The 23,008-nt window shown below is 62.9% G+C and carries 24 protein-coding genes and 1 pseudogene; 15 read left to right on the forward strand and 10 right to left on the reverse strand.

Annotation, left to right across the window (positions count from 1 at the left end; all coding sequences use genetic code 11):
- The first annotated feature begins 24 nt into the window (after positions 1–24).
- Both rsmI and B9A23_RS00540 read left to right on the forward strand, forming a co-directional pair.
- Complete coding sequence (gene rsmI, locus B9A23_RS00535; RefSeq protein ID WP_084276744.1) at positions 25–861, forward strand: 16S rRNA (cytidine(1402)-2'-O)-methyltransferase; 837 nt, start codon at positions 25–27, stop codon at positions 859–861.
- Positions 858–1,214 (forward strand): YraN family protein, encoded by a 357-nt coding sequence (locus B9A23_RS00540; RefSeq protein ID WP_084276745.1) that lies wholly within the window; start codon positions 858–860, stop codon positions 1,212–1,214. The genes rsmI and B9A23_RS00540 overlap by 4 nt, the downstream gene beginning before the upstream one ends.
- A gap of 57 nt (positions 1,215–1,271) precedes the next feature.
- Here the strand turns inward: B9A23_RS00540 and B9A23_RS00545 are convergent, their stop codons facing one another.
- On the reverse strand, positions 1,272–1,472 hold the full coding sequence (locus tag B9A23_RS00545) for a hypothetical protein (RefSeq protein WP_084276746.1): 201 nt from the start codon (positions 1,470–1,472) through the stop codon (positions 1,272–1,274).
- Positions 1,473–1,588: 116 nt separating this feature from the next.
- Here B9A23_RS00545 and gshB point away from each other — a divergent pair, with 116 nt between their 5' ends.
- The 3 genes from gshB to B9A23_RS00560 all read left to right on the forward strand — a co-directional run bounded on the left by gshB (position 1,589) and on the right by B9A23_RS00560 (position 3,520).
- Entirely contained in the window at positions 1,589–2,536 is a 948-nt protein-coding gene (gene gshB / locus B9A23_RS00550; RefSeq protein WP_084276747.1) for a glutathione synthase, read from the forward strand.
- 70 nt (positions 2,537–2,606) lie between these two features.
- A complete protein-coding gene (locus B9A23_RS00555; RefSeq protein ID WP_084276748.1) occupies positions 2,607–3,209 on the forward strand; it encodes a DedA family protein in 603 nt (200 codons plus the stop codon).
- Positions 3,210–3,301: 92 nt separating this feature from the next.
- Positions 3,302–3,520 (forward strand): hypothetical protein, encoded by a 219-nt coding sequence (locus B9A23_RS00560; protein WP_084276749.1) that lies wholly within the window; start codon positions 3,302–3,304, stop codon positions 3,518–3,520.
- A gap of 51 nt (positions 3,521–3,571) precedes the next feature.
- Here B9A23_RS00560 and accC read toward each other — a convergent pair whose 3' ends face one another.
- The 5 genes from accC to B9A23_RS00585 form a co-directional block, all read right to left on the reverse strand.
- A complete protein-coding gene (gene accC, locus B9A23_RS00565) occupies positions 3,572–4,918 on the reverse strand; it encodes an acetyl-CoA carboxylase biotin carboxylase subunit (RefSeq protein ID WP_084276750.1) in 1,347 nt (448 codons plus the stop codon).
- Between the two features lie 11 nt (positions 4,919–4,929).
- A complete protein-coding gene (gene accB, locus B9A23_RS00570) occupies positions 4,930–5,415 on the reverse strand; it encodes an acetyl-CoA carboxylase biotin carboxyl carrier protein (RefSeq protein WP_084276751.1) in 486 nt (161 codons plus the stop codon).
- Between the two features lie 101 nt (positions 5,416–5,516).
- On the reverse strand, positions 5,517–5,969 hold the full coding sequence (gene aroQ, locus B9A23_RS00575; RefSeq protein WP_084276752.1) for a type II 3-dehydroquinate dehydratase: 453 nt from the start codon (positions 5,967–5,969) through the stop codon (positions 5,517–5,519).
- A gap of 85 nt (positions 5,970–6,054) precedes the next feature.
- Positions 6,055–6,420, reverse strand: coding sequence for a hypothetical protein (locus B9A23_RS00580; RefSeq protein WP_084276753.1), 366 nt, complete (start codon positions 6,418–6,420; stop codon positions 6,055–6,057).
- Between the two features lie 65 nt (positions 6,421–6,485).
- Entirely contained in the window at positions 6,486–6,899 is a 414-nt protein-coding gene (locus B9A23_RS00585; RefSeq protein ID WP_084276754.1) for a holin family protein, read from the reverse strand.
- A gap of 281 nt (positions 6,900–7,180) precedes the next feature.
- Between B9A23_RS00585 and B9A23_RS00590 the strand changes: the two genes are divergently transcribed.
- On the forward strand, positions 7,181–8,494 hold the full coding sequence (locus B9A23_RS00590; RefSeq protein WP_084276755.1) for a tyrosine-type recombinase/integrase: 1,314 nt from the start codon (positions 7,181–7,183) through the stop codon (positions 8,492–8,494).
- Between the two features lie 45 nt (positions 8,495–8,539).
- Here the strand turns inward: B9A23_RS00590 and B9A23_RS23485 are convergent, their stop codons facing one another.
- Both B9A23_RS23485 and B9A23_RS00600 read right to left on the reverse strand, forming a co-directional pair.
- Positions 8,540–8,761 (reverse strand): DUF5818 domain-containing protein, encoded by a 222-nt coding sequence (locus tag B9A23_RS23485; protein WP_084276756.1) that lies wholly within the window; start codon positions 8,759–8,761, stop codon positions 8,540–8,542.
- A 5-nt stretch (positions 8,762–8,766) separates the two neighbouring features.
- The gene (locus B9A23_RS00600; protein WP_139797300.1) at positions 8,767–9,339 is read right to left on the reverse strand and encodes a lytic transglycosylase domain-containing protein; all 573 of its coding nucleotides are present in this window, start codon (positions 9,337–9,339) and stop codon (positions 8,767–8,769) included.
- Positions 9,340–9,555: 216 nt separating this feature from the next.
- Between B9A23_RS00600 and B9A23_RS00605 the strand changes: the two genes are divergently transcribed.
- From B9A23_RS00605 to B9A23_RS00615, 3 genes and pseudogenes are all read left to right on the forward strand, one after another.
- A complete protein-coding gene (locus B9A23_RS00605; protein ID WP_084276758.1) occupies positions 9,556–10,452 on the forward strand; it encodes a DUF7146 domain-containing protein in 897 nt (298 codons plus the stop codon).
- A 76-nt stretch (positions 10,453–10,528) separates the two neighbouring features.
- Positions 10,529–14,770 (forward strand): strawberry notch-like NTP hydrolase domain-containing protein, encoded by a 4,242-nt coding sequence (locus B9A23_RS00610; protein WP_084276759.1) that lies wholly within the window; start codon positions 10,529–10,531, stop codon positions 14,768–14,770.
- Between the two features lie 96 nt (positions 14,771–14,866).
- Positions 14,867–15,075 (forward strand): annotated as a pseudogene (locus B9A23_RS00615) (transposase); the annotation flags it as partial.
- A gap of 221 nt (positions 15,076–15,296) precedes the next feature.
- On the opposite strand, the gene B9A23_RS00620 reads toward B9A23_RS00615, so the two are convergent.
- Both B9A23_RS00620 and B9A23_RS00625 read right to left on the reverse strand, forming a co-directional pair.
- The gene (locus B9A23_RS00620; RefSeq protein WP_084276760.1) at positions 15,297–15,623 is read right to left on the reverse strand and encodes a 2Fe-2S iron-sulfur cluster-binding protein; all 327 of its coding nucleotides are present in this window, start codon (positions 15,621–15,623) and stop codon (positions 15,297–15,299) included.
- A gap of 29 nt (positions 15,624–15,652) precedes the next feature.
- The gene (locus B9A23_RS00625) at positions 15,653–16,930 is read right to left on the reverse strand and encodes a cytochrome P450 (protein ID WP_084277454.1); all 1,278 of its coding nucleotides are present in this window, start codon (positions 16,928–16,930) and stop codon (positions 15,653–15,655) included.
- Between the two features lie 156 nt (positions 16,931–17,086).
- Here B9A23_RS00625 and B9A23_RS00630 point away from each other — a divergent pair, with 156 nt between their 5' ends.
- From B9A23_RS00630 to B9A23_RS00655, 6 genes are read left to right on the forward strand one after another with little or no spacing between them, the layout of a single operon-like run.
- Positions 17,087–17,872, forward strand: a complete 786-nt coding sequence (locus B9A23_RS00630; protein ID WP_084276761.1) for a FadR/GntR family transcriptional regulator — start codon at positions 17,087–17,089, stop codon at positions 17,870–17,872.
- Positions 17,873–17,886: 14 nt separating this feature from the next.
- Positions 17,887–19,026, forward strand: coding sequence for an NAD(P)H-dependent flavin oxidoreductase (locus tag B9A23_RS00635; RefSeq protein ID WP_084276762.1), 1,140 nt, complete (start codon positions 17,887–17,889; stop codon positions 19,024–19,026).
- A gap of 16 nt (positions 19,027–19,042) precedes the next feature.
- On the forward strand, positions 19,043–20,218 hold the full coding sequence (locus B9A23_RS00640; RefSeq protein WP_084276763.1) for a thiolase C-terminal domain-containing protein: 1,176 nt from the start codon (positions 19,043–19,045) through the stop codon (positions 20,216–20,218).
- Positions 20,215–20,691 (forward strand): Zn-ribbon domain-containing OB-fold protein, encoded by a 477-nt coding sequence (locus B9A23_RS00645; protein WP_084276764.1) that lies wholly within the window; start codon positions 20,215–20,217, stop codon positions 20,689–20,691. The genes B9A23_RS00640 and B9A23_RS00645 overlap by 4 nt, the downstream gene beginning before the upstream one ends.
- Positions 20,688–21,911 carry an acyl-CoA dehydrogenase family protein gene (locus B9A23_RS00650; RefSeq protein ID WP_084276765.1) on the forward strand — a complete coding sequence of 408 codons (1,224 nt, stop codon included), beginning with the start codon at positions 20,688–20,690 and terminating at the stop codon, positions 21,909–21,911. The genes B9A23_RS00645 and B9A23_RS00650 overlap by 4 nt, the downstream gene beginning before the upstream one ends.
- A complete protein-coding gene (locus B9A23_RS00655; protein WP_084276766.1) occupies positions 21,911–23,002 on the forward strand; it encodes an acyl-CoA dehydrogenase family protein in 1,092 nt (363 codons plus the stop codon). Before B9A23_RS00650 ends, B9A23_RS00655 begins: the two co-directional genes overlap by 1 nt.
- Positions 23,003–23,008 lie beyond the last annotated feature (6 nt).

Genomic DNA, 23,008 nt, shown 5'->3' on the forward strand with positions numbered 1-23,008 from the left:
GCCGGCCGGTCCAATGACGATGCCATGGACACGCAACCCCTCACGCCCGGTCTGTATATTGTCGCGACCCCGATTGGCAATCTTGGTGACGTAACCCGTCGCGCGATAGACACGCTTGAGCGCTGCGCTGTGGTCGCTTGCGAGGATACCCGTGTGACCGGCAAGCTGTTGAATCTTTTAGGCCTGCACCGGCCGCTGCGGCGCTATGACGATCATGCAAGCGAGGCCGCGCGCGAGGCGCTGCTTGCCGAAATGGGCCATTCTCCGGTTGCGCTGGTATCCGATGCAGGCACGCCGCTGATCTCTGACCCGGGTTACCGTCTGGTGCGCGAGGCGCGGGCGCGCGGTATCACGGTGACCTCGATCCCCGGAGCGAGCGCGGTGGTGACCGCCCTTTCGATGGCGGGACTGCCAACTGATCGCTTCCTGTTCGCCGGGTTTCTGCCGGGAAAGGACAAGGCGCGAGCCGACGTGCTCGACGAGCTTTCGGCCGTGCGCGCGACGCTGGTGTTCTACGATACAGGGCCAAGGCTCGTGGCGTCGCTGGAGGCTATCGCGGAACGTTTGCCCGGACGAGAAGTGGCCGTGGCGCGCGAGTTGACCAAGTTGCACGAGGAATGTCGCGCGGGACCTGCGCAAGAGCTGGCAGCGCATTACGCGGCCAACCCCGCAAAGGGTGAGATCGTGTTGCTGATCGGTCCTCCCGGTGAAGCCGAGGCACCGACCGAGGATGTGATCGATGCAGACCTGCGCGCCGCGCTGGCCGAGATGTCGACATCGCAAGCTGCGGGCAAGGTGGCCAAGGCCCATGGGCTGGACCGAAAGGCGCTCTATGCGCGCGCAATGGCGCTGAAGGAATGAACAGGGCGCAGGCCGAACAGCAGGGGCGCAAGGCCGAGTGGCTGGCGGCCTGGTGGCTGCGGCTGCAGGGATGGCGCATCCTTGCGCAGCGCGTGAAGCTCAAGACGGGCGAAGTCGACCTTGTCGCGCGCAAGGCGCGGACAGTGGCATTCATCGAGGTGAAGTGGCGAAAGGACGCGTCGCAACTGGGGGCCGCGATAGACGCACACCGCTTGCGCAGGGTAGCCAGGGCGGCCGAGGCGATTGGCGCCAAGTACGCCCGACCGGGGGATGACCTGCAGATCGACGTGATCCTGATGGCGCCCGGCAAATGGCCGCGCCGGATCGCCAATGCCTGGCAGCCCGGCGCTTAAAAATGTTTCTTGGGTCGGATTGCCAAGGGTCGGCAACCCGGCGCCTGACGCGAGAAATTAGTGGGCGGGCTTGTGCTCTTCCTTATGCTCGCCATCCTTGTGCTCGTCGTGCTGCCCGTCGTGATGCTCGTCCTTCTTTTCGCCCTTGTGCTCGTCATGCGGGGCGCTGGTCGGATGCGGATCGGGATTGGCGATGCCCTGCGACGACCAGCCGAGAACGGCAATTCCAGCGACGGCGACGGTGAACAGCTTGCGCATCTTTGGCTCCTTGCGATGGGGACGGCGCCTCAATGGCGCGAGGCGAAAATGGTCGCACAAGCCACAATTCGGCTTTAAGGCGCAGCTTAGATAAACACCTGAGGATCAGTGCAAGCATGACTCTTCGCGTCGCGGTCCAGATGGACCCGCTCCACTCGATTAATATTGCTGGAGATTCCAGCTTTGCGCTGATGCTTTCGGCGCAGGAGCGCGGCCATGAGATTTACCATTACGACGTGGGATCGCTGACGCTTGACGAGGATGACCGCCTCATCGCGCACGCCCGTCCCGTAACGGTGCAGCGCGTGGTCGGCGATCACTACAAGGCGGGTGAAGTGCGCCGGCTGGACATTGGGCGCGACATCGACGTGGTGCTGATGCGCCAGGACCCGCCGTTCGACATGGGCTACATCACGGCAACGCACCTGCTCGAGCGGATCGAGGGCGAGGCGCTGGTCGTCAACAATCCGGTCAGCGTGCGGAACGCGCCTGAAAAGGTGATGGTGCTGGACTACCGGCGTTTCATGCCGCCAACGATCGTGACGCGATCGGTCGAGGAGGTGCGGCTGTTCCAGAAGAAGCACGGCGCCGTGGTGGTCAAGCCGATCCACGGCAACGGCGGCAAGGCGATCTTCCGGGTCGGCCCTGAAGGCGAGAACCTCGGTGCGCTGTTCGAAGTGTTCAACCAGACCTGGCCCGAACCGCACATGGTCCAGGCGTTTCTTCCCGAAGTGGCCAAGGGCGACAAGCGCATCGTGCTGGTCGATGGCGAGATTGCCGGTGCCATCAACCGCAAGCCGGGCGAGGGCGAGTTCCGCTCCAACCTTGCCGTTGGGGGCTATGCCGAAAAGACAGAACTGACCGCGCAGGAGCAGGAAATCTGTGCCGCTCTGGGGCCGGAGCTGAAGCGTCTCGGCCTGATCTTCGTCGGGATCGATGTGATCGGGGGCAAGTACCTGACCGAGATCAACGTGACATCTCCGACCGGGATCGTGGCCATCGACAAGTTCAACGGCACCGATACGCCGGGCATGATCTGGGACGCGATCGAGGGCCGCCTGTAAAAGCGCAAGCGGCCACAGGCGTTTTGGCAGGCGGCGGAGCCTTTGGCGGCCCGGATGCGTTACCCCTTCCATGAATGACTGGATCGTCCACCTGATCGAAGGCGGCGGCTATTGGGGCATCGCGTTCCTGATGGTCATCGAGAACGTGTTTCCCCCGATCCCATCGGAAGTCATCATGGGACTGGGCGGCATCGCGGTGGCGCGCGGGCGCATGGAGTTCTGGCCGCTGATGCTGGCGGGCACGGTGGGATCAACGCTTGGCAACTACTGCTGGTATCTGCTGGGGCGCAGCCTTGGCTATGAGCGGCTGCAGCCATTCGTGGACAGGTTCGGTCGCTGGCTGACGGTCGAGTGGCGCGATGTCGAAAAGATCGTGCATTTCTTTCGCCGGCATGGGCAATGGGTGGTGTTCGTGGTGCGGTTCGCGCCGTTCATGCGCACCATGATCTCGCTTCCTGCGGGACTGACGCGGATGGGGCATGTCCGCTTCCTGCTGTTCACTTTCGCCGGTGCGGCGATCTGGAATGCGATCCTCAGCGGTGCGGGGTTCTATCTCGGACGCAACTTCGGCGAGATCGAGAAATATACCGGGCCCATTGCCACGGCTACCCTCGCGATCGTGGCGATCGGCTATGTCTGGCGCATTCTCACGTGGAAGCCGCGCGGCCAATAGACGGGTTGACTACGCGGGGGCACCCGGCTCTTGTCTGGGTCACCAGCCCCGGGCTGGGCATATGTAAATTTATCTAACCAAAGGCATTATCAATGGCTGTCAAAGCGATGTGCATCGTGACGCGGAGCGAGGAAGGCCGGGGGGCCTATGCCGTGCGCATGGACAATGACGAGAACGTCTATTTTCCCCTGAGCGTGACCGATGCGCTGGAACTGGAAGAGTTTGACGAGGTCGAGGCCATCCTGGTGAAGAACGACCGGCCGGAACCCGCGTGGCGGGCGATACGCGCTCGATTGCCAGTGGAGGACTGACGTCCCGCGCATGAAAAAAGCCCCCGCAGTGCGAGGGCTTTTTGCTTTTGCTCAGGCGTCCTTGGCGAGCCAGTCTTCCAGCCACTTGATCGTGTAGTCGCCGGAAAGGAAATCGGGCTCTGACAGCAGGCGCTGGTGGAGCGGGATCGAGGTCTTGGGACCTTCGATGACCATCTCTTCAAGCGCGCGCTTCAGGCGCATGATGCAGCCTTCGCGGGTGCGGCCGTAGACGATCAGCTTGGCGATCATCGAGTCATAGTACGGCGGGATCTTGTACCCGGCATAAAGCCCGGAATCGACGCGGACGTGCATGCCGCCGGCTGCGTGATAGCTCTTCACCAGGCCGGGCGAGGGCGCGAAGGTGAAGGGGTCTTCCGCGTTGATCCGGCACTCGATGGCGTGGCCCTTGAACTCGATCTCGTCCTGGCTGACCGAAAGCGGCTTGCCATCGGCGATACGGATCTGTTCGCGGACAAGGTCGACGCCGGTGATCGCTTCGGTAACGGGATGTTCCACCTGCAGGCGGGTGTTCATCTCGATGAAGTAGAACTCGCCGTTTTCCCAGAGGAATTCGATCGTGCCGGCGCCGCGATAGCCCATGTCGGCCATGGCCTTGGCGACGATGCCGCCCATGCGGTTGCGCTCTTCGGTGGAGATGACCGGCGAGGGCGCCTCTTCCAGTACCTTCTGGTGGCGGCGCTGCAGCGAGCAGTCGCGCTCACCCAGATGGATCGCGTTGCCGTTGCCGTCGCCGAAGATCTGGAATTCGATGTGGCGGGGGTTGCCGAGATACTTCTCGATATAGACGGTGGCGTCACCGAAGGCGGCCTTGGCTTCGCTGCCCGCCTGCTGGATCAGCGTTTCGAGCTGTTCAGGGCTGTTGCAGACCTTCATGCCGCGACCACCGCCGCCCGATGCGGCCTTGATGATCACCGGATAGCCGGCCTTCTCGGCAATGGCCTTGGCTTCTTCGAGATCCGACACCGCACCGTCAGAACCCGGCACCAGCGGCAGGCCGAGGGCACCGGCCGTACGCTTGGCCTCGATCTTGTCGCCCATCGTACGGATGTGCTCGGGCTTGGGGCCGATCCAGGTGATGTCGTGCGCTTCGACGATCTCTGCAAACTTGGCGTTCTCGGAAAGAAAGCCGTAGCCGGGGTGGATCGCGTCGGCGTGGGTGATTTCCGCTGCCGAGATGATCGCCGCGACGTTGAGATAGCTGTCCTTGGCCGCCGGCGGGCCAATGCACACCGCATGGTCGGCAAGGCGCACGTGCATCGCGTCGGCGTCGGCGGTGGAGTGCACCGCGACCGTCTCGATACCCATTTCATGCGCGGCACGGTGGATGCGCAGCGCGATTTCGCCGCGGTTGGCGATAAGCAGGCGCTTGATGGCCATACCCTGCGCTCTTACGCGATCACGACCAGCGGCTGGTCGAATTCGACCGGCTGCGCGTTTTCGACCAGGATCGCCTTTACCACGCCGGCAGCGGGTGCGGTGATCGGATTCATCACCTTCATCGCCTCGATGATCAGCAGGGTTTCGCCTGCCTTCACGCTCTGCCCGACGCTGACGAAGTTGGCTGCGCCAGGCTCGGCTGCCAGGTAGCACGTGCCGACCATCGGCGACTTGATCGCGTCGGCATCGGCTGCCGGAGCGGCCACAGCTGCGGCGGCGGGCGCTGCTGCAGGTGCCGCGGCAACGGGGGCAGGCGCGGCAACGGCCACCGAGGCCATCGGCGCTGCCGTCAGCTGGCGGGCGACGCGGATCTTGCGTTCGCCATCTTCGACTTCGATTTCGGACAGGCCGGTTTCGGCCAGCAGCTCTGCCAGTTCGCGTACCAGCTTGCCGTCGATCGCCATGTTATCGGCCTTGTCGCCGCGTTCGTGACCCATTGGAATTTCCTCGCGGGGTATGAATTCAGACCGCGCGCCATGCCCCCAAGTCGGCGGACTGGCAAGTGGCAGCGGTCAGCGGAAGTGGAAAAACGCCTGTTTCAAAGGCGCGCGGCGGCCTCGAGCGCGACGATATAGCTGTTTGCACCGAAGCCGCATACCGTCCCTTGCGCGGCCATGCCGACATAGGAATGGTGGCGGAAGCCCTCGCGCTTGTGCGGATTGGACAGGTGGACCTCAATCACCGGGACCTTGATCGACTTGATCGCGTCATGGATGGCGACCGAGGTGTGGGTATAGGCGCCAGCGTTGAGCAGGACAGCCTTTACGCCTTCGGCTTGCGCCTCGTGCAGCCAGTCAACGAGGTGGCCTTCGTGGTTCGACTGGCGCATGTCGATCTCCAGGCCGAGCTCTCTGCCCCGATCCTCCAGCATTCCGGCGATATCGTCGAGAGTCTGCGATCCGTAGATCTCCGGCTCGCGCAGGCCGAGCAGGTTGAGGTTCGGACCGTTGAGCACGTAGATTGTCGCGCTGTCGGCCGTGGAATTTGACATGTTGGTTCCCCGATATGTGGGGACCCTGATAACCGTTGGGGCCGGTGGTGCAAGAGCGCGCGCACGATGCGGCGGTTGCCAGCGCTCAGTTGCCCGCGATCATCGGGGGAGGCGGAGCCTCGATGGTGTTCTCATAGATGGCACTGTCGGCCGAACCGTCGGTGACGCCGCCATCGACAGGTTCGCCGTAGTTATCCGGTCCGCCCGCCTCGGCAGGAGGCGGGGCGGAGCCGCCGGTGGCCGCCATGCTGAGCGCCTGCTGCGATCGCTTTTCGGCCGCGTCGACCTTGGCCTCGAGCGCGGCCAGACGCGCCTCGGTCTGCGGATCGGCGCTCTTGCCGCAGGCGCCGAGCGCTGCGCAGATTGCCAGAATGGCGAGCCTGGCGCCGCGGCGCTTGTGGCCCGCAAAGCCCGATCGTCCAATCGGGGCTATGTCCGACGTCGTTGTCATGCGCAGCGGTCTAGCATGCGGAAGTTACCAGAAAATAACCAAGATCGCGCCGCACTTCCTAGGGATCAGCGGTCACTGCCGCGGGCTTTGCCCCATTGGCGCGCAGCGGTGTAGCCGAGGTAACCAGTGCCGAACAGGGCGTAGAGCGGTTCGGGCAGGCCGTTGAGGTAGCCATTGATGCCCGACGCGATGTTGTGCGCGGCATCGGGGCGGAAGGCCGCGATCAGGCCCATCGGCAGCGACCACAGCAGCATGGCGTACATCACATAAAGGAATCCGGGCCGTGCGCGGCTGGTCCAGGGATCGGTGGACTGCGCTTCGGCGACGATGGCCGACATGCGGGTGCGCAACTGGTCGAGTTCCTGCGTACCTTCGAGCTTGAGGAGTTCGAGCTTGGCGCGATCGCGCGCGTCCTTATCCGGGATCACCTTGTCGATGATCGAGGAAATCGGAGATATCAGCGTTTCGAGAATACCCATCGCGTTCGTCCTTGCAGATGCGGAACGCACGCTGACATAACCATATCGGTTCGTGTAGGAAAACGGTTTCGGACGCAAAAAAGCCCGCCTGCGCCGTGGCGCTTGCGGGCTTCTTGATTGGTCGGGACGAGAGGATTCGAACCTCCGACCCCCACACCCCCAGCTCGCCTTTTGCACCCGCGAACGCGACCGATAAAGCATTAAAAAATCACAAAATATCTTGAGTCCCCTTACTTTTTTGGCATCATCGATCTTGCGCTGGTGGTGCATTTGTTCTATTTATGTTCCGTACCGTTTCGACATTTTGCACCACCAGTGCACCACCAGAAATGGGACGAGAATTAGAAGGCAGAACTGAAATGCGCATCAGCTTGACGCGGGACTTTGTCAAAAAGGTCCCGATCCCGGATCGGCCGGTTGACTACCGCGATACACGTCTCAAGGGCCTCATCTTGCGTGTCATGCCAACGGGCGTCAAGTCTTGGTATTGTGAGTATGCACGCGCCAAGCGGGTCTGGCTGGGACGGGTCGATGCGGTCGGGTATTCGGAGGCGTTCGAGGCGGCGCAGAAGATTCTGTCGGAGTTCTATCGGGGCATCGATCCGATCGAGGCTCGCAAGCCAGCACCTGATGTCCCCACATTGTGTGACTTCTTGGACGGTGACTATGCAATCTGGGCACGGGCCAATCAGCGGGCGCACGAGCAAAATCTTGGGAGGCTAAAGGCGACCTTCAAATCGCTCCTTGCCAAAAAAATGGATGCGATCTCGGCCTTGGATATTGAACGCTGGCGGGGAAAGCAGGTCGAACGTGGCCTCAGCCATCAAACGCTCAACCGAGATATCTCTTCGATCAAGGCCTGCTTCAACAGGGCGGTCGATTGGGAAATCCTGGACAGAAATCCTATCACGAAAGTGAAGAAGGCGAGGACCGACGATCGTGTGAAAGTGCGATTCCTGTCCGGCGAGGAGGAGGAGCGGCTACGGAATTCGCTTGACCAACGAGAAATACGCCGGCGTCAGGAGAGGGCTTCAGCCAATGCCTGGAGGATCGCGCGAGGCTATGAGCCGTTGCGAAACATGCATGAATTGCTGTTCACTGACCATTTGAAGCCCTTGGTCCTTTTGTCGATCAACACCGGGGCAAGACGAGGCGAACTTTTCGATTTGACTTGGGAAAACGTTGATTTGGACCGACGCTTGATGACCGTCAGTGGTATGACCGCTAAGTCGAAACGGACTCGACATATTCCACTCAATCGAGAGGCGACTTGGGTGTTGAAGGGCTGGCAAGAGCAGACCGAGAAGTCGAGCGGGCTTGTCTTCGTCAATGACGATGGGCAGCGTTTTGATCGAGCGAACACCTCGTGGAGAGGGCTGCTGAAGCAAGCGGAGATCGTGAACTTTCGTTGGCACGACATGCGCCATCACTTTGCATCCAGGCTCGTAATGGGCGGCGTAGATCTCAACACCGTGCGTGAGTTGCTTGGCCACAGCGATTACGACATGACGCTTCGTTACGCGCACTTGGCGCCTGAGCATAAAATGAAGGCGGTCGAAGTTTTGGACCGACAGGACCTTCATGTTGCTGCTTGATCATCCCAATGATCGAGACAAATGATGATCACGCAACCCTTCGGCCTAGTTCATCTGTACCGCCGCGCCTGTCCAGTCGACCACAAGTCGATCATACCCATGCTGCGCGCCTTCGACCGTCACTCGAGATCCAAGAAGATCCAAGTCCAAATCGAGGCGGTCCAAGATCCAAAGGTCGCCTGAATCAGTCAAAATGCTCGGCCCGTGCCCATCGTCGCTGAGTACGCCGCTCACGCGCATGCGTCGATTGTTGCCATTCCCGAACATCGAACTCACTTGGCTCCCCAGAACGAAAGGACGTTCCGCACGTAGGACGGGGTCTCACCGTTGAGCGGAATGCCGCCGGCGCGCTCGACGGCACCAGGCCCTGCATTATAGGCCGCGACCGCGAGATGGACGACTCCAAACTTGTCCAGCATCTGGCGCAGGTATTTGGCTGCGGCCCACAAGTTCGCACGCGGATCGAACCGATTGGACACCCCAAGCTCGCGCGCCGTCTTCGGCATCAGCTGACCAAGTCCCGCAGCGCCGGCACCGCTCACCGCGAATGGATTGTAGCGCGATTCTGTCCAGATCAGCGCATCGAGGAGCCCGGTGGGCAATCCATATTGCGCTTCGGCGGCATAAACGTGGGGCAGGTAGACAGCACGCCGAAAACTTGGCTGAGTTTCTGAAGCTTTCTTGATTTTGTGCGGCGTGGATGCACCCAGGCCGGTCGGCTGGTTTGGTCTCAGGGTAGACCCTGCAATCTGCACAGGCGCTTGCCAGACGCCGTGTGTCACGAGCTGGAAGTCTTCCGCCGATCCATCAACCCGGTAGCCGGCCGCTGCGCTTTCCGGCCGCATGGCAGCCAACTTTTCATTTTGGGCGAGGGCAGGCCTTCCCGCCAAAAGTGCCGCTGCCGTGAGCAGTTTCCCGATCGTTTTTTGCGCCATGTGCAATTCCTTCTCTGGCCGAATCGGAACGGAACATATATAGAACACAGTTTGTAGGAAAACCGATTGTCAGCGGCGCAGAGCGGAGGCTGCGCGGGTGGAGGCATGTCATGATGGAGATGCCTCATGTCCAAAGGTCACGGCCGCGATGCGCTCGAAACGCGTGCCAGGAAAATCGTTGAGCAACTGGGCGGGACTTGGTCGCGCTCAAAGGGTATGTGTTGCTGCCCGGCCCATGCCGATCGCACGCCCTCGCTCAGCATCACGCTCGGCAAGCGGGCGATCCTCGTCCACTGCTTTGCTGGCTGCACCAACGAAGCGGTCATGCAGGCCATGGCTAGGCTCGGGGTGCGGATCTCGGACCTGTTCAATGGACCTGGTGGCCCGATCGCGATCCAGCCGCGCGTTGACGTCACCGATCGCAATGCGTTTCGGCTATGGCTCGAAGCCTCGGCCTTGGCTGGCACACCGGCTGAGCGCTATCTCGCGGGACGGGGAATCGCCGTTTCATCGCCCGACTTGCGCTTCCATCCACGCATGCCGCTTGGACCCAAGGGCTCGGTGCGTTTCCTGCCCGCGATGGTCGCTGCGGTGCGCAACGATGCCGGCGTCCTGGCGCTGAACCGGACCTTCCTTGATCCAGAAAGCGACCGCCTCGCGTCGTTCGAGCAGCCCAAGCGCTCGCTTGGCAGCCCGGGCTCAGGCTCGGTGCGCCTTGCCTTTCCGCGCGGCGGGCGCCTTGGTCTTGCCGAAGGTGTAGAAACGGCGCTTTCGGCTATGCAGCTTTTTGGCATTCCCTGCTGGGCGACGCTTGGCAACGAGCGGTTCGGTTTGGTCACGATCCCGGAATCGGTGCGCGAGCTCCACTTGTTCGTCGACAACGATGCCGGAGGGCGGCTCGCCGAGGAGCGCGCGCGCGAAGTCCACGCCCGCGAAGGCCGCCGGATTGTCGCCCGGCCGCCGCCGGGACACGGTGACGACTGGAACGACGAGTTACTGCGCCGAATTCGCGCGGCCGCTTGAGCATCGCAGGAGAGGAAAGAGGTCTTGGGGCCTGGTGAGGCCCCGGAAGGACTTGGGCCTCGTCAGGAGGATCCCGATGTCCAACGCTTCACCCGCATTCGCCTTTCCCGTTCCCACCGAACCGCTGGTGCTCACCGCAGGGCGCGATCTCGCCGCCAGGCTGGCTGCCCGTCAGATCGTTTCGCGCACCGTGCTCAATACAGTTATGGCCGAACACTTCGGCGGCAGCGACGCTGCAGGCCGCTGGTCGGTGCGCGACGCACACGCCGCGCTCGAACTGGCCCAGGTGCTGTTGCTGCATGGAGCGGCATCGCTGACCGGCGACATGCCGACCAACGTCGCCGAGCGCGTCTTTGATCGCCTCGAAGCGCAGGTACCCAGCCAGACTACGCGCAGCGACGAGCAGATCGAATGGCAGCAGTTTGCAACGCCGCCGCGGCTTGCCTGGATTGCGGCGCGGGCCTGCGCGCTGTCAGCAGGTGACCAGATGCTCGAGCCCTCGGCCGGCACCGGAATGCTCGCGGTCTGGGCCTCGAAAGCTGGCGCGCGCCTGGCGCTCAATGAGATCTCGCCGCTTCGCCGAGAATGCCTGCAAGCCTTGTTTTCGGCGGAACCGGTGACTGGCCATGACGGCGAGCTGATCGACGAGCTGCTCGCAGCCGATGTCGCGCCGAGCGTGGTGCTGATGAACCCGCCCTATTCGCATGGGATCGGGCGCGGCCACGATGGGCGCACCGGCGCGCGGCACCTCCGCTCGGCCTGGAAGCGGCTGATCCCCGGTGGACGGCTTGTCGCGGTGATGCCCGAATGGTTCGATCTGCCGCGCTTCCTCCATGGCCTGGCCGGCCCGGTGGCGCTTCGTCTCAACGCCGCGATCGAGCGTGCTTTCGTCACGCAAGGCACTTCGATCACAACGCGGCTGTTGGTGCTCGACAAGGCCGAAGGCGGCGACAGTCCCGTCATCGCCAAGCCGACCAGCTTCGCCGAACTCTGCTTCCTGGTCGATGACTTGCCGGAGCGCGGATTGCAGGTCGACGAGCCAGCGGTGGCGACAAAGGCGTTCACGCCGCTTCGCCTCGTCGCGCCCGGCCGCAAGCCAGTCCCGCTCGCACCTTGCCAGGTTGCCGCACCGCCCGCAATTCAGCCGCTTGTCTACCAGGCGCTCACAACGCCTGCGCCGATTGCCGAGCAGGTCGGGCACTATCTCCCATACCGGCCGAGCCGCATCGCGATTGAAGGTGCGGCCGACCATCCAACCCCGCTGGTCGAATCCGTTGCGATGGGCTCGATCACCGCACCGGTGCCGCATGCCGTACCGCAACTGCCTGCGGACCTGATCGCCAAGGGCATTCTCTCGGCGGCGCAAGCCGAGACCCTGATCTATGCGGCGAGTGCGCACGCCCGCGATCTTTCCGGTCGCTACGAGCCCGAGGATAAGGGCTGCGCCTTGAAGGCGAGCGCCGAAGGCACTGCCTACCGCATGGGCTACTTCCTCGGTGACGGAACCGGGGCCGGAAAGGGACGGCAGGTCGCGGCAGTGATCCTCGACCGCTGGGTGCGAGGCGAGCGCCGTCACATCTGGATTTCCAAGAACGAAGCGCTGCTTGAAGATGCCCGACGCGATTGGTCGGCGCTTGGCGGCCTGCCGATCGACGTCCAGCCGCTCGGCCAATGGAAGCTGGGCGTGCCGGTCGGGATGCGCGAGGGCATCCTGTTCGTCACCTATCCGACGCTGCGTTCGGGCCGCAGCGATGCGACCCGGCTTGAGCAGATCCTCGATTGGGCGGGAGACAATTTCGACGGGGTGATCGTGTTCGATGAAGCCCACGCCATGGCCAATGCAGCGGGTGGCGAAGGCTCGCGCGGCAAGGTCAAGGGATCGGAGCAGGGCGTCGCCGGGGTGCGCCTGCAGAACCTGTTGCCGCGTGCCCGCGTTCTCTACGCGTCGGCCACCGGCGCCTCTGACGTCAACAATCTCGCCTATGCGACCCGGCTAGGTCTGTGGGGGCCGGAGACTGCATTCGCCAACCGCGAGGCCTTCGTCGCCGACATCCGTGACGGCGGGATTGCCGCGATGGAACTCGTGGCCCGGGACCTCAAGTCGCTTGGACTCTACACTGCACGGGCGCTGTCCTTCGCCCGGGTCGAATACGAGATCCTGGAGCATTGCCTGACTGCCGACCAGATCGCGGTCTACGATGCCTATGCCGAGGCCTGGGCGATCATCCACGCCAACTTGCGCGATGCGCTCGAAGCAACCCGGATCGTCGATCAGGACAGCGGCGACACCCTCAATTCCGGAGCCAAGGCGGCAGCGCTGTCGATTTTCGAAGGCACCAAGCAGCGCTTCTTTGCGCAATTGCTGCTCTCGATGAAATTGCCGAGCTTGCTCCCGGCGATCGAGGCCGCGCTTGCCGAAGGCAATGCCGTGGTGGTGCAGCTGGTCTCGACGGCTGAGGCGATGTTGGGACGCCGCCTTGCCGAACTGTCGGACGCCGAACGCGAGGCACTCGAGATCGACCTGTCTCCCCGCGAATACGTGATCGACTACCTCACCAAGAGTTTTCCGGTGCGGCTGATGGCGGTATTCACCGACGAGAATGGCAAGGCACGCTCCGAGCCCATGAGCGTCGATAGCGGGGCGCCGGTCCTGTGCCGTTCAGCGCTTGCCGCGCGCGACCGGATGATCGAACAGCTCTGTGCGCTCCCGCCGATTGCCATCGCGCTCGATGCGATCATCGAGCGGTTCGGAGTTGAACAGGTCGCTGAAGTGACCGGGCGAACACGCCGCCTGATCGTCGGCCGTGACGGATGTCAAAAGCTTCAGTCGCGCAGCCCGCGCGCCAATCTGGCCGAAACGCAAGACTTCATGGACGGATCCAAGAGCATCCTGGTGTTCTCCGATGCTGGGGGTACCGGACGCAGCTATCATGCCGATCTGGCCGCGAAGAACCAAGCGCGGCGTGTCCATTTCCTGCTCGAACCGGGCTGGCGCGCCGATGCGGCGATCCAGGGGCTCGGGCGGACCAACCGCACCAACCAGGCCTCGGCGCCGCTGTTCCGCCCGGTCACGACCGACGTACGGGGCGAACGCCGGTTCATCTCGACGATCGCCCGGCGTCTCGACAGCCTCGGCGCACTGACCCGCGGCCAGCGCCAGACGGGCGGACAGAACCTGTTCGATCCCGCCGACAATCTCGAAAGCAGCTACGCCAAGGAGGCGCTTCACCGCTGGTTCGGACTGCTGTTTACCGGAAAGCTCGAAGCGGTGACGCTAGCGCGGTTCGAGGACCTGACCGGTCTCAGCATCGAAGGTCCGGACGGATCGATGGCCGAGGATCTCCCGACGATCCAGCGCTGGCTCAACCGCATCCTCGCGCTGCCGATCGCGCTCCAGAACGGCATTTTTGACGAATTCCTCGGGCTGGTCGAAGCGCGGATCGATGCCGCCCGGCAAGCCGGCACGCTTGATCTCGGGGTCGAGACCATCGCGGTCGAGCATTTCGAGATGATCTCCGACACCTTGCTGCGCACCGACGCGATGTCGGGCGCAACGACGCACCTGCTCGAACTCGAGATAGCTCGCGCCTTGAAGCCGCTTTCCTTGGCCCGCCTGGAAGAACTCTACGGGTTGACTGAGAACCGCCAGCAATTCCTGCGCAACAGCCGTTCGGGCCGGGTCGGGCTGCTGGTCCCGGCGCGCAGCCTGATGGCCGACGACGGCACCCGGGTCTCGCGCTTCGAACTGGTCCGACCCTTGAAGCGCGGTCATCTGACCGCCGATCAACTCGAAGAAAGCAGCTGGGAGCCGATTGGCGCAGACGAGTTTCGTTGGTTGTGGAGCCAGGAGGTCGATGAGGCGGCTTCGAGCCCCAAGCGCGAACGGCTGCATCTGGCCACCGGGCTGCTGCTGCCAGTTTGGGACAAACTACCCTCTGATTTCGTCCGCGTCAGTCGGATTTCAGCACGCGACGGACGCTCGCTGCTTGGGCGCGAAGTGCCGCCTCACTGCATGCCCGAGCTCTGCCAGGCGCTCGGGGCAAAGGGTGATCCGGCCTTTTCAGCCGAGCAGATCGCCAGCTCTGTGCTGGCCTCCGGACGGCCGATGCCGATCAAGGCGCGCGAGCCGCTCACGCTGAAACGCAGCCTGGTGAACGGAGCGCAGCGACTTGAGCTTGCGGAATGGTCGGCGGCGCGGCTCGACTGGTACAAGGCCCAAGGCTGCTTCACCGAGATCATTCGTTACCAAACGCGATTGTTCGTTCCCTTGGGCGGAGCAAGCAGGGTTCTGGCTCTAATCAGCGAAAGCCCGAGCTAGTTCCCGGGTCTTGGCGATCGCGCCAGTTTCACGCCGAGTCTCCGGCCCGAAATTCGCCGAACCAGTCGCTTCCCTCCGACTTGGCCCTGCACCAGGTTCCCCACTCAGCATCGCACGAAGTTGCCCCCCAAGAGTCTTTTTGAGCGCCTCAATAAGGAGGTCGAGAGGCGGCCGATGTCATCGGCATCTTCCCCAACAGTGAAAGCATCATCCGCCTCGTCGGTGCAGTCCTGCCGGAACAGAATGATGAGTGGCAGCTCCAGCACCGCTACATGCAGATCGAGGGGATGACGGAGCTCAATTAACTCATGACCGAGGAGGAAGATCAGCACCTACAAATCACTGCAAAAGCGGCCTGACGATGACCCTTGGCGAGCGCCAAAATTACATCAGATCGACGGACGAGACCCGAAATTATGGGCTTTCTGCCTCGCCAATCCAAGACTCGTTGGCTGTTTTGGAGCTGGCGATATCACCGCTCGATGCGGTGTATTCGGCACACCTAGCTCTCATCATAACCGCGCCGTCAGTACTGCTGCTCCGGGACATGGAGAACAAGCCCGTCAAGCCGATCATCAAGCGTGATCTGGCAAGCGAGCCGACTTTCTTCCGTGGTCCCTTCGGCAAACTGAAGCAAATCGGCCTCCATGCTCCCATCGGAAAGGCATCCGACCCGGTCGATCCATGAGGGATCGACATGGACGTGACATGTAGCACAAGCGCATTGGCCACCACAATCGCCGTCGATTCCCGGAACATCGTTGAACAGTGCCGCTTCGCGCGCCGACATACCGGATGCGATTTCAACGGGAAACCGGCGACCATCATGGGCAACAAAGGTGACCTTGACCATAGAACTGCAACTTTCCCTTGGCGCGTAAATCAATGCGCGTGAAGTTTGACTGGCAGGCGGGTGATGCCGCGAACGAGATTGGAAAGCAGGCGCTCGGGCTCGCCAACGACCTCCACGAAGTGGAAGCGCTTCTGGATTTCCTCCCAGATGATCCGAAGCTGCAATTCGGCCAGGCGGTTGCCCATGCAGCGATGGATGCCATAGCCGAACGAAAGGTGTTGGCGCGGGTTCTTCCGGTCGATGATGAATTCTTCGGGCCGGTCGATCACCGTTTCGTCGCGGTTGCCCGAAAGATACCACATGACGACTTTGTCACCCTTGGCGATGCGCTTCCCGCCGATCTCGCTGTCTTCCAGCGCGGTTCGGCGCATGTGGGTGAGCGGGGTCTGCCAGCGGATGATTTCGGGAACCATATTGCCGATCAGGGCAGGGTCGCGCCGCAATTTGTCATACTGATCAGGATGCCGGTTCAGCGCCAGGACTCCTCCGCTGATCGAATTGCGGGTAGTGTCGTTTCCGCCCACGATCAGAAGCAGCAGGTTACCCAGGAATTCGAGGAACGGCATTTCGCGCGTGGCGGACGAATTCGCCATCATCGAAATCAGGTCGGTGCCCCCCGGCTGGTCGATTCGTTGCTCCCAGAGCCCTTTGAAATACATCGCACACTCGATCAGCTCGTCGCGGCGCTGTTCGAAGGAATCGACTATTCCCGCTCCAGGTATGGCGGTCGTGACGTCGGACCAGCGGGTCAGGCGGGCTCGCTCTTCCCAAGGGAAATCGAACAGGGTCGCCAGCGTCATCGTGGTCAGCTCGACCGAAACGCTTTTGACCCAGTCGATCTCCTCACCGACCGGCAACGAATCAAGAATTTCTCCGGCACGTTCGCGGATCACGGGCTCGAGCAGCAGCAGGTTCGAAGGCGCCACTGCCGGAGTGACCGCCTTGCGCTGCGCGTCATGCTTGGGCTGGTCCATGGCGATGAACATCTCAAGTTCGAGATTGCTCTGGTCGCTGTGCATGTCTTGGATCGCAATCCCGCCCAGCTTGGCTTCGGATGAATAGACCTTGTGATTGGTGTCGACCGCCATGATGTCGTTGTATCTGGTGATCGACCAGTAGGGGCCATAGGCGCTTTCGGCGCAGTAGTGGACCGGATCCTCACGTCGCAGCCGCTCGAAGAAGGTCCCGACCTTGTCGCTCTGGAACAGGCTGGGGCGAGCAACGTCGATTTCCGCAAGAGGGATGTCGGCAACAGCCCGGGCAAGCTCGGCACCGTCCAGTTCCTGCGGAATTGTTTGAGTGGTCATGGTCACCTCCCTCATCTCGGTCTGCTCTTGGGCTGGATTAAGGGCAGATCGCCGATTCGTCAATAAGTAGTATAAGAGTTTATCCAGAAACCTCCAGTGTATGGCAGTTTGTGCGGGAGCATTGACAGCATTTCGATTAATTCTTATCAGAGTTTGATGAAATCCAGCCCAAGCCCTGTCCTCCCAGCGGAGCCTGCCGCAAACTTTGGCCAGACCAAGGCCAAGCGCGCCCTGGTGCTAGCCCGCGAGATTGTCGAGGATATCGAGAGCAATGCGCAGGGACCGGGTGACCGGCTTCCCCACGAGGACGCCATGCTGGCGCGCTATGATGTGGCACGCGCCACGCTGCGCGAGGCTCTGCGTTTTCTCGAATTGCAGGGTGTGATTCATCTCACTCAGGGTCGGGGCGGTGGGCCGGTTATAACCCGTCCGCAGACAGCCGATTTCGCCAGTTCGATGGCGCTGATTCTGCAATTCATGGATACCGACCTTCGAGCCCTGCTCGAACTGCGCGAAGCGATTGCCCCGACGGTTGCGGCGCGGGCCGCGGAAATGGCCACCGTCGCCGATCTTGCTGCGCTCGAGGCTTGCCTCGCGCGGCTCGAGCGCGAGCGGGACGGTCCGGAATTCGAGGAAACCAATCGTCGGTTTCACGATCTGCTGGGCTGGGCCAGCGGAAACTCGACCTTCGGTCTGTTGGTCTCCGCTTTGCACCTGTTGACCCGCAGCATGTCGGAAGGTCTGGGCTATTCGGCGCAGGAGCGCGAAACCCAGTTGCGGTGCCTCGGTCGCGTGCTGCAAGCCGTGCGGATGCGCGATGCTGTGGGTGCCCGGCGCCAGATGGAACGGCTGACCGATGGATCGACCCAATATCTGGCAGAGCGTAGTCCTGCATTGCTCGCGCAAAAGGTCCGCTGGGGGAACGCAAACCGGGAAGCCTGAAGGGGAGAGAGACAATGGCCTTGACCAGCCGCATTTGTGATCTGCTGAATATCGAATACCCGATCGTCCTGGCCGGAATGGGTGGTGCAAGCGTTCCAGCGCTGGCGGCTGCGGTTTCCAATGCCGGTGGGCTAGGCGTTCTGGGCGCCGCAGCCTGCGCGCCAGAGCGACTGCGGGAATGGATCCGCCAAACCCGCGAACTGACCGATAAGCCGTTTGGGGTCGATACCCTGCTGCCGGCCTCTGTGCGCCTGGGCAAGTCCCCGCAAAGCGGTGCCGCGCCCGCCGATCCGATGGGGCTGGCGGCCGAATATCGCCAGTTCGCGGAGGATTTCATGGCCCGCGAAGGGCTGGTGAGGGCTGACGGCGAGGCGGCAAGGCGTGCGATTGGCGGACGCGATGCCGAGGGCGGCCCGCCGCTGTTCTCGAAGGAGTTCTTCGAAGCGCAGATGGAAGTGGTGATCGAGGAGAAGGTGCCGGTCTATGCCGCCGGCCTTGGCAATCCCGGCCCGTGGATGGACCGTCTCCATGCCAACGGTACGATCGTCATGGCCGTGGTCGGCAAGGTCAAGCACGCGCAGCAGGTGGTCGAAAGCGGAATCGACGTGATCGTCGCCCAAGGCCATGACGGTGGCGGACACAATTCACCGATCGGGACAATCTCGCTGATCCCGCAGGTGGTCGATGCTGTGGGCGACCGGGTGCCGGTGCTGGGCGCGGGCGGCATTTCCGACGGACGCGGGGTGGCCGCGGCCTTCATGCTGGGCGCGCAAGGGGCCTGGGTCGGCACCGCGTTCCTTGCCACCGAAGAAGCGGGCATCGAGGACTTCCAAAAAGAAGCGATCGTCGAGGGCGGAGATGCCGATACCGTGGTCAGCCGCTCGATTACCGGCAAGCCGGCGCGGATGATCCGCAACAAATGGGCCGACGCCTGGGTTGACGCGGGCAAGGAACCGTTGCCAATGCCTTATCAGTCGATGATTTCGGGCCCGGTCATGGCTGCCGGAATCGAGGCCAGGCGCAAGGATATCCTGCCCGGCTTCGCCGGACAGGGGATCGGTCTGATCCACGCGGTGCGCCCCGCCGCCGCAGTAATGGCCGATCTGGTTTCCGAAGCCGAACGTGCACTCGCGCTTGCCAGCCGTTTCCGGTGATCCAGGGGCGACGCGCATGACCGGATTTTCCGACAAAGCCGCAATAACCGGAATTGGCGAGACAGATTTCGTCAAGGGCACCGAACGCAGCGCGGTCGACATGATGCTGGAAGCCTCGCGCCGCGCGATCGCCGACGCGGGATTGAAGCCGGGCGATATCGACGGCATGATCCCGCCGCCGATTTATACGACGTCCGAGGAGTTGGCCGCCAACCTTGGGATCGATGTGCTGCGTTATGCCGCGACGGTCCACATGGGCGGTGCAAGTCCGACGACTGCGTTGCAAAACGCGGCCATGGCTATCGCCGCGGGCCTGTGCGACCATGTCCTTGTCACCCTTGGCTGGAACGGGTTCTCCGCGCTGCGCTCCAAGCCCGGCGCGCCGGCGACGCGGTCGATGAACATGACCACGCTGACCAACACGATCCAAGGCTATTATATCCCCTATGGGGTTTTTCTGCCGGTGCAGATGTATGCCTGGCTGGCGACACGTCACTCCCAACTGTTCGGGGTCGGACCAGAGGCGATGGGCGCGGTGGCGCTGGCCTGTCGCAAGCATGCCCAGCTAAACCCCAAGGCCTTCACCTGCGGTCGTCCACTCGACTGGGATACCTACGCCACATCACGCTGGATTTCTGAGCCATTCCGGCTTTACGACTGTTGCCTTGAAACCGACGGAGCCTGCGCGGTGGTGGTCTCGCGCATCGACAAGGCGCGTGACATGCCCCACGTGCCGGTGACGATTGCCGGGGCTGCGGAAGGGCACCCATATCCGGCCGACGACATTCCCTCGCGTCCCGATCCGTTCAAGATCGGGCTTTCCTACGCCGCTCCGAAAGCCTTCGAGATGGCCGGAGTTAGCCGTGAGAACATGGACTTCCTGCAGATCTACGACTGTTTCACCTACGTGGTGCTGCTGCAGCTGGAAGCTCTGGGTTACTGCGAGCCAGGAGGGCAACTCGATTTCGTCCGGGACGGACAAATTGAACTTGGTGGGCGCTATCCGCTAAACACTCACGGCGGGTTGCTCAGTGAGGCGCATGTCTGGGGCCTCAATCATGTGGTCGAGGCGGTCCGACAGCTGCGTCACGACTGCGGCGATCGGCAGGTCGAGAACGCCCAGACCGGCTTGGTCACGGGCTGGGGCGATCTGGGCGACGGCAGCATCGCCATCTTGCGGAGGTTCACATGAGCCACGATGCAGAACTTCCTCCCAAGCAGCGGCATGAGGCTCAACCCCCCCCTGCCAAGCCGCGTCCGCGTCCGCAGGACCCCGTAGAGCAGGAATTCTGGCGGCTGTGCCAGGATGGCCAGCTGCATTTCCAGCGTTGCTCCGCCTGCGGCACCTGGCGCCATCTGCCGCGCTACATGTGCGCCCGCTGCGGTTCTCCCGAGTTCGCCTGGGAGCCCAGCACCGGCAGGGGCACGTTGTTCACGTGGACCGTCACGCACCAGGCCCTACACCCGGCATTTGCCCACGAAATCCCGTTCATTGCGGCTGTAGTAGAGCTGGAGGAAGGGGTGCGCATGGCGACCCGGCTGATCGAATGCGCTCAGGACCGAGTCAAACTCGACATGCCGGTCGAACTGACCTTCGAGCCGCTGGGGGACGATTTTCGGCTGCCGGTGTTCCGGCCGACCGCGAGTGGAGAGCACGCGCCATGAACCTCGAATATGGCCCCGAATACGAGCGCTTCCGCGACGAAGTGCGCGATTTTCTCGCCCGCAATGGCAAGCGTGCGCCGGAATCGGCACAGCGTGCGGCGCGTCCGACGACCGACGCGGTCGCCTGGCAGAACCTGCTGCTGGAACATGGCTACACCGCGCGGACCATTCCGCGCGAATATGGCGGCTACGGCGCTGAGCCAGACATCCTTGAAGCGCGGATCATCGCCGAGGAATTTGCCCGTGCTTGCGTGCCTGGGGGGCTGTCCAACCAAGGCGTCTCGATGCTGGTTCCGACCCTGCTTGAACTCGGCACCGAGGAGCAGAAGCGCCGCTGGATCGAACCCACCCTGCGCGGTGAGATCGTCTGGTGCCAGGGCTATTCGGAACCCGGCGCGGGCTCGGATCTGGCCAGTCTGCGCACTAGCGCGCGCGAGGAAAACGGCCACTTCGTGATCAATGGACAGAAGATCTGGACCAGCACCGCGCGGCAGGCCGACATGATCTTCTGCCTGGTGCGGACCGAGACCGAGGCACCCAAGCACGCGGGCATTTCTTATCTGATCTTCTCGATGGACTTGCCGGGGATCGAGGTTCGCCCGCTCAAGACAATGACCGGGCACGCTGAATTCAACGAGACGTTCTTCACCGACGTGCGGGTGCCGGTCGATCAGATCGTCGGCCAGCGCGGCCAGGGCTGGTTCGTCGCCAATGCGACGCTCGGCCACGAGCGCGGGATGCTTGGCGATCCTGATGCGCTGGAAAACCGCCTGTTGGCGCTGATCAGGCTGATGCAGGAGGAGCAGATCGGGTCCGCTCGCGCTATTGACAATCCCGTGCTGCGCGACCGTCTTGTCGCTCTGCAGGCGGAAGTCGCGGCGATGAAATACAACGGGATGCGCGTGCTTTCGAACCAGCTTAAAGGTGAATCAGGGGGTATGGCAAAGCTGATTGTCAAGCTGCAGAGCTGCGAACTGGCACACCAGATTTCGGCCCTGGCGATCGACGCGATGGGCGAAATGGGCATCCTCTATGCCGAAAGCCCGCGTGAGCGCGAGGGTGGCGTCTGGCAATGGAACTATATGTTCCAGTTGGGGCTGATCATCGGCGGCGGTACCGCGCAGATCCAGAAGAACATCATCGCCGAACGCGGCCTCAACATGCCGCGCGAGCCGCGTCTTGCGCTGGACGCCGCCCAGAGCCGGAAGGAAGTCGCCTGATGGATTTCGGTCTTTCCCCGGAACAGGAAATGCTTAGGGACACGGTCGGGCGCTGCCTTGCGGAAACCTGCCCGCTCGATCATGTGCGCTCCTGCTCGGAAACAGGCAGCGCGGTCAGCGATCAGGTCATGGCTGCGCTACATGATATCGGGCTGACCGGTCTGTTGGTGCCCGAAGTGCATGGCGGGCTAGGGATGACGCTGCTCGATGCAGCGGTGGTGGCCGAGCAGCTTGGCCGGGCTGTTGCCCCTGCGCCGTTCCTGGCGCTCAGCGTGCTCGCCCCGCTGGCGCTGATGCTGGCGGGCTCGGCCGCGCAGCAGGCTGAATGGCTGCCCCGGATTGCTTCCGGCGCGGTACGCTTCGGCGTCGCGATCGCGGGCATCGTCGAGGAGCGCGACGGAGTGAGAGTCCGGGCCGACGGCGGCAGACTGACCGGCACCGCGCTGTTCGCGTTAGATTTTGCGGGGGCGGATTATTTCATTGTCGGCGATGTTTCGGGGAGGCTCCATCTGCTGGCCGCCGCATCGACCGGAGTCGAGCGGATCGCCTTGCAGACCATCGATACGACCCGAAGCATCGGCGAGTTGCGGCTGACCGGCGCAATCGCCGAACCCCTTGCCGACGATGGCGGCCTTGCGGCGCGGCGGCTGCGCGATGCCGGGCGGGTCTTGCTCGCGGCAGACAGTCTCGGGGCGGGCGAAGCGATGATCGAGAAGGCGGTCGCCTATGCCGGAGAGCGCGAGCAGTTCGGGCGGGTCATCGGCAGCTTCCAGGCGGTCAAGCATATGTGCGCAGAAATGGCCGCTCGGCACGAACCTTGCCGGGCGCTGGTGTGGTATGCCGCGCACGCCTTCGACACCAATCCCGAGGAGGCGGCGCTGGTGGCCTGCCACGCAAAATCGCTCACTGGCGAGGTTCACCGCTTCGTGGCGCGAACCGCGACGGAGGTGCACGGCGGGATGGGCTTTACCGACCTGCTTGGACTGCACTTCTGGTTCAAGCGGATCGGCTTCGACCGCCAAGTTCTTGGCGGGCCGGAGCGAGTAAGGTCCGACGCAGCGCAGCTACAGGGATTGACCGCAACGACATAGAACGAC

Source organism: Novosphingobium sp. B1 (assembly GCF_900176395.1).
Classification (GTDB): domain Bacteria; phylum Pseudomonadota; class Alphaproteobacteria; order Sphingomonadales; family Sphingomonadaceae; genus Novosphingobium.